Annotated in this window: 6 protein-coding genes; 1 reads left to right on the top strand and 5 read right to left on the bottom strand. The window is 74.8% G+C overall.

Annotation, left to right across the window (positions count from 1 at the left end):
* Positions 1–39: 39 nt before the first annotated feature.
* Positions 40–1,074: a hypothetical protein gene (locus ABZ914_RS47505; RefSeq protein ID WP_500201219.1), complete on the bottom strand. Its 1,035-nt coding sequence runs from the start codon at positions 1,072–1,074 to the stop codon at positions 40–42.
* 1 nt (position 1,075) lies between these two features.
* Entirely contained in the window at positions 1,076–1,579 is a 504-nt protein-coding gene (locus tag ABZ914_RS47500) for a SigE family RNA polymerase sigma factor (protein ID WP_500201218.1), read from the bottom strand.
* A gap of 129 nt (positions 1,580–1,708) precedes the next feature.
* Between ABZ914_RS47500 and ABZ914_RS47495 the strand changes: the two genes are divergently transcribed.
* Entirely contained in the window at positions 1,709–2,224 is a 516-nt protein-coding gene (locus ABZ914_RS47495; RefSeq protein ID WP_500201217.1) for a cupin domain-containing protein, read from the top strand.
* Positions 2,225–2,235: 11 nt separating this feature from the next.
* On the opposite strand, the gene ABZ914_RS47490 is transcribed toward ABZ914_RS47495, so the two are convergent.
* From ABZ914_RS47490 to ABZ914_RS47480, 3 genes are all read right to left on the bottom strand, one after another.
* The gene (locus ABZ914_RS47490; RefSeq protein ID WP_500201216.1) at positions 2,236–2,781 is read right to left on the bottom strand and encodes an HU family DNA-binding protein; all 546 of its coding nucleotides are present in this window, start codon (positions 2,779–2,781) and stop codon (positions 2,236–2,238) included.
* 113 nt (positions 2,782–2,894) lie between these two features.
* The gene (locus ABZ914_RS47485; RefSeq protein WP_387027127.1) at positions 2,895–3,572 is read right to left on the bottom strand and encodes a response regulator; all 678 of its coding nucleotides are present in this window, start codon (positions 3,570–3,572) and stop codon (positions 2,895–2,897) included.
* Positions 3,569–4,322: sensor histidine kinase (locus ABZ914_RS47480; RefSeq protein WP_500201215.1), on the bottom strand; the 754-nt coding region annotated here is incomplete at its 5' end. The genes ABZ914_RS47485 and ABZ914_RS47480, both read right to left, overlap by 4 nt.

Genomic DNA, 4,322 nt, shown 5'->3' with positions numbered 1-4,322 from the left:
GGACCCCCTCCCCGCCGCCACCGCCCCCCGGCCCCGCCCTCAGCGGGCGTAGACCTCCAGCGTCCACCTCCCGACCGGTTCCACACCCTTCATCGCCGCCGCCAGCGGCGCGCCGCCGATGCCGCTCGCCGCGCCCGCCGCCGCCGGCAGCACGGCGATCCCGATCCCGTCCGTGCCGGTCCCCGCGTCCTGGTCCCAGACGACGCCCTGGGACTCGCCGATCTCGCAGTCGACGGCCTTCTCACGCCCGGCGATCCGCATCACGGCGGTCGCCGCGCCGTCCAGGCACGTCACCCGCAGCCGCAGCGTCTTGCCGCGTTCCTTGAGCGGCACCGTACGGCTGATGCCGTCGGCGATGCCGGCCGCCCGGCCCAGTTCCTTCAGCCCCGTCAGCGGCGGCTGCGCGGGCGGGGAGGCGGAGGACGGGTCCTTCATCATCCTGCAGGTGTCGGACGCGCACGGCCCGCTGTAAGCCCGCAGGCTCCAGGCGCCCGGCACCGGGTCGTGCGCGGCCAGGAACCGGGCGAGGGAGGCGGGCGTGGGCGCGTCGCCCAGATCCTTCGCCATCGGTACCGGCAGGGCCGTCGTCTCGACGGTGACCGGGACGCCCGGCTTGGTGGACAGGTAGATCTCGCCGCCGCAGGCGCTGCTCGCCGTCTCCGCGCGCGTCACGTCGTACCACGTGGCGTCGCGCTCGCAGCGGGCCGTGTACATGGTGAAGGGGCCGGTCGGGGTGAAGGTGACCCGCGCCATCCGCCCGAACTCGGAGAACCGCACCTCCTTCACCGGCTTGAGCCCCTCCACCGAGCGGCTCTTCGGGAAGGCGCCGTTGGTCACGCCCTCCATCGTCGGCGACAGCACCTGCCGCTCGTGCGGACCGGGGCCGTCCTGCCGCTGGACGGCCCCGAAGACCGCCCCGGCCACCAGCAGCACGCCGAGGGCCCCGGCGGCGGCGCGGCGCCGGTCGCCGCGCCGGACGCGGCGGCGGACGCCGTCCAGCAGGTCCGGCGAGGGGACGCCGCCGGCGCTCTCGGCCTCCATGACCTCCGTCAGGTCCTTCAGTTCGTAGGCCATGTCACTCCCCTCCCCGCGGCGCGGCGGCCAGGATGCCCGGATCGATGCGGAGCTTGGCGAGGGCCTTGCTGGTCTGGCTCTTCACGGTCCCGACCGAGCAGCCGAGGATCGCGGCGACCTGCGGCTCGGACAGGTCCTCGAAGAAGCGCAGCACCACCGTGGCGCGCTGCCGCTGCGGGAGCCGGCCGAGCGCGGCCCAGAGCACGGCCTTGTCCTCGGCGGCGCCGATGCCGTCGGCCGGGTCGGGCCCGTCCGGCGGCCGCTCCGTGGGCCGCTCGCCGCGCCAGCGCCGCTTCGCCCACGACGCGTGCGTGTTGACGAGGATCCGGTACACGTACGGATCGGGGTTGTCCCCGACCCGCCGCCACGCCCGCCACGCCTTGACCAGGGCCGTCTGCAGCAGGTCCTCCGCCTGCGCCCAGTCGCGGCACAGCAGATAGGCCGTTCTGAGCAGCCGCGGCGACCGCTCCGTCACGTACGCCGCGTAGTCCGGTCGCTCCCGCATCCGACCTCCAGGTAGATCCTCCTCCGACATCTACCGGCCGGCCCGCCCCGATGGTTGCCCGGCCGGACCATGATCCTTTTCGGCTAGGGTCGTGGCACGCCGTCCACCGCGCGAGGAACAGGAGCGCCGATGTCCTACCCCGAGCCCCGCTATCTCGGCGACGCCGGTGAGGTCAGCGCGACGCTGCGGCCCGGCGACGCCCCGCCGGACCTCCGCATGGGGCCGCTCGACGCGCAGGGCGTCCCCACCGGGACGCGGGTGCACTACCTCGGCACGGGCGGTTCCACCGGCGGGGCGTTCGGGCTGTACCGGTGGGAGATGGGTCCCCGGCCGTCGGGCCCGGACCCGCACTTCCACCGCACGATGACCGAGTCGTTCTACATCCTGTCCGGGACCGTCCGGCTGCACGACGGGACGGGCTGGCGAGACACCGCGCCGGGCGACTTCCTGTTCGTCCCCGAAGGCGGCGTGCACGGCTTCCGCAACGAGTCGGGCGAGCCGGCCTCGATGCTCCTGCTCTTCACGCCGGGCGCGCCGCGCGAGGGGTACTTCGAGGAACTCGCCGAGATCGCCGCGACCGGCCGCGAGCTCAGCGACGAGGAATGGACGGAGCTCTACCACCGCCACGACCAGTACATGGTGTGACGGGAGGGCGCCTACTTCCCGCTCTTGGCCCTCGCCTTGGCCTTTCCGCTCTTCTTCTTCGGCGCGGAGTCGGCCGCGGCCGCCTTCTTGCCCTTCTTCGGCGCCTTCTCCGGCGCCTTGTCCAGGGCCTTCTTGGCGGCGGCCTTCTTGCCCTTCTTGGGCTTCTTCGTCCGGACGGCGGCGCCGTCGGCGGGCGCCGCGTCGGCCGTCGCCGCGTCGGCAGGCACGGCCTCGGTGAGCACGGTCTCGGTGAACACGGCCTCGGCCGGCGCGGCGTCGGCGCTCTGGGCGACGCGGTTGCGGAAGGTCTGCCCGAACCGGAACGTCGGGACGAGCGCGGCGGGCACCTCCACGGGCGCCCCGGTGCGCGGGTTGCGGGCGCTGCGCGCCGGGCGGGAGGAGCGGTCGAACGCCCCGAAACCGGTGACGACGACGCGCTCCCCGGCGGACACCGCCTCCATCACCGCCTCGAACAGGGCGTCGACGTGCCGGCGCGCGACCACCTCCTCGCCGCCCGCCCGCTCCGCCACGGCCTTGACCAACTCGCTGCGATTCATGCGCCCTGCCTCCATTGCGGCTTTCGTGCGCTCAGGCTAGCCCAGCGTGACCGCCGAAATCCCTGGATACGGCGGGATTTCCGGGCCCGGGGACGGCCGGACGCGGCGGCGGGTCACGGTTGGTAGCGGTACCCCATGCCGGGTTCGGTGAGCAGGTGGCGGGGACGGGTCGGATCGGGCTCCAGCTTGCGGCGCAGCTGGGCCATGTACTGCCGCAGGTAGTGCGTCTCGCGGGTGTACGACGGGCCCCACACCTCGGTGAGCAGCTGGCCCTGGCTGATGAGCCTGCCGGGGTTGCGCAGCAGGATCTCCAGCAGGTGCCATTCGGTCGGGGTGAGCCGGACGGCGGCGCCGTCGGCCGCGGTGATGGTCTTGGCGGCGAGGTCGACGGTGTGCGCGCCGACGGCGGCGACGGGCGCGTCCTCCCCGGGCGCGGCGCGGCGGCCGACGGCGCGGATCCGGGCGATCAGCTCCTCGATGGTGAACGGCTTGGTGACGTAGTCGTCGGCGCCCGCCTCCAGCGCCTCGACCTTGTCCCGGCTGCCCGCGCGGCCGGACAGCACGATGATCGGGGTGCGGGTCCAGCCGCGCAGCCCGTGGATCACCTCCAGGCCCTCGATGTCGGGGAGCCCGAGGTCCAGGACGATCAGGTCGGGGTGCCAGTCGGCGGCGCGGCGCAGCGCGGTGGTGCCGTCCGCGGCGGTCTCCACCTCGTAGCGGCGGGCGCGCAGGTTGATGCGCAGCGCCCGCAGGATCTGCGGTTCGTCGTCGACCACCAGCACGCGCGTCATGGCGTTCCCTTCTCCCGGACGGGCAGGACGACGATCATCGTCAGCCCGCCGCCCGGGGTGTCCTCGGGGATCAGCTCCCCGCCCATCGCCTCGGTGAGGCCGCGCGCGAGGGCGAGGCCGAGCCCGACGCCGGCGTGGTTGTCGCGGTCGTCCAGCCGCTGGAACGGCTGGAACACGCGGTCCCGGTCGGCGGCCGGGATGCCGGGGCCGCGGTCGGCGATCCGCAGCTCGACGCGGTCGCGCAGCGCCCCCGCCGTGATCAGGACGGGCGGGCCCGGCGGGTGGTAGCGCAGCGCGTTGGAGATCAGGTTGACCAGCACCCGCTCCAGCAGCGCCGGGTCCGCCTCGGCCTCGGGCAGGTCGCCGGGGATCGCGACGCCGACGTGCTCGGCGGCGGCGCCGATCTCGTCCAGGGCGCGCGGGACGACCTCGTCGAGCGCGAGGGGGCGGGCGGCCATGCCGAGGACGCCCGCCTGCAGCCGGCTCATGTCGAGGAGGTTGGCGACGAGCCGGTCCAGCCGGTCGAGGGACTCCCCCGCGGTGTCGGCGAGTTCGGCGCGCTCCTCCTCGGTCCAGTCGATCTCGGTGTTGCGCAGGCTCTCGACGGCGGCCTTGGCCGACGACAGCGGGGTGCGCAGGTCGTGGCTGACCGCGCTGAGCAGGGCGGTGCGCATCCGGTCGACGGCCTCCAGCGGGCGGGCGCGCTCGGCCTCGGCCTCCAGCCGGCGGCGCCGCAGCGCGGCGGCGGCC

It is taken from the genome of Spirillospora sp. NPDC046719, assembly GCF_040645715.1.
Taxonomy (GTDB): domain Bacteria; phylum Actinomycetota; class Actinomycetes; order Streptosporangiales; family Streptosporangiaceae; genus Spirillospora.
Note: the sequence above shows the minus strand (reverse complement) of the source record. Positions and strands in the feature narration are given on the sequence as shown.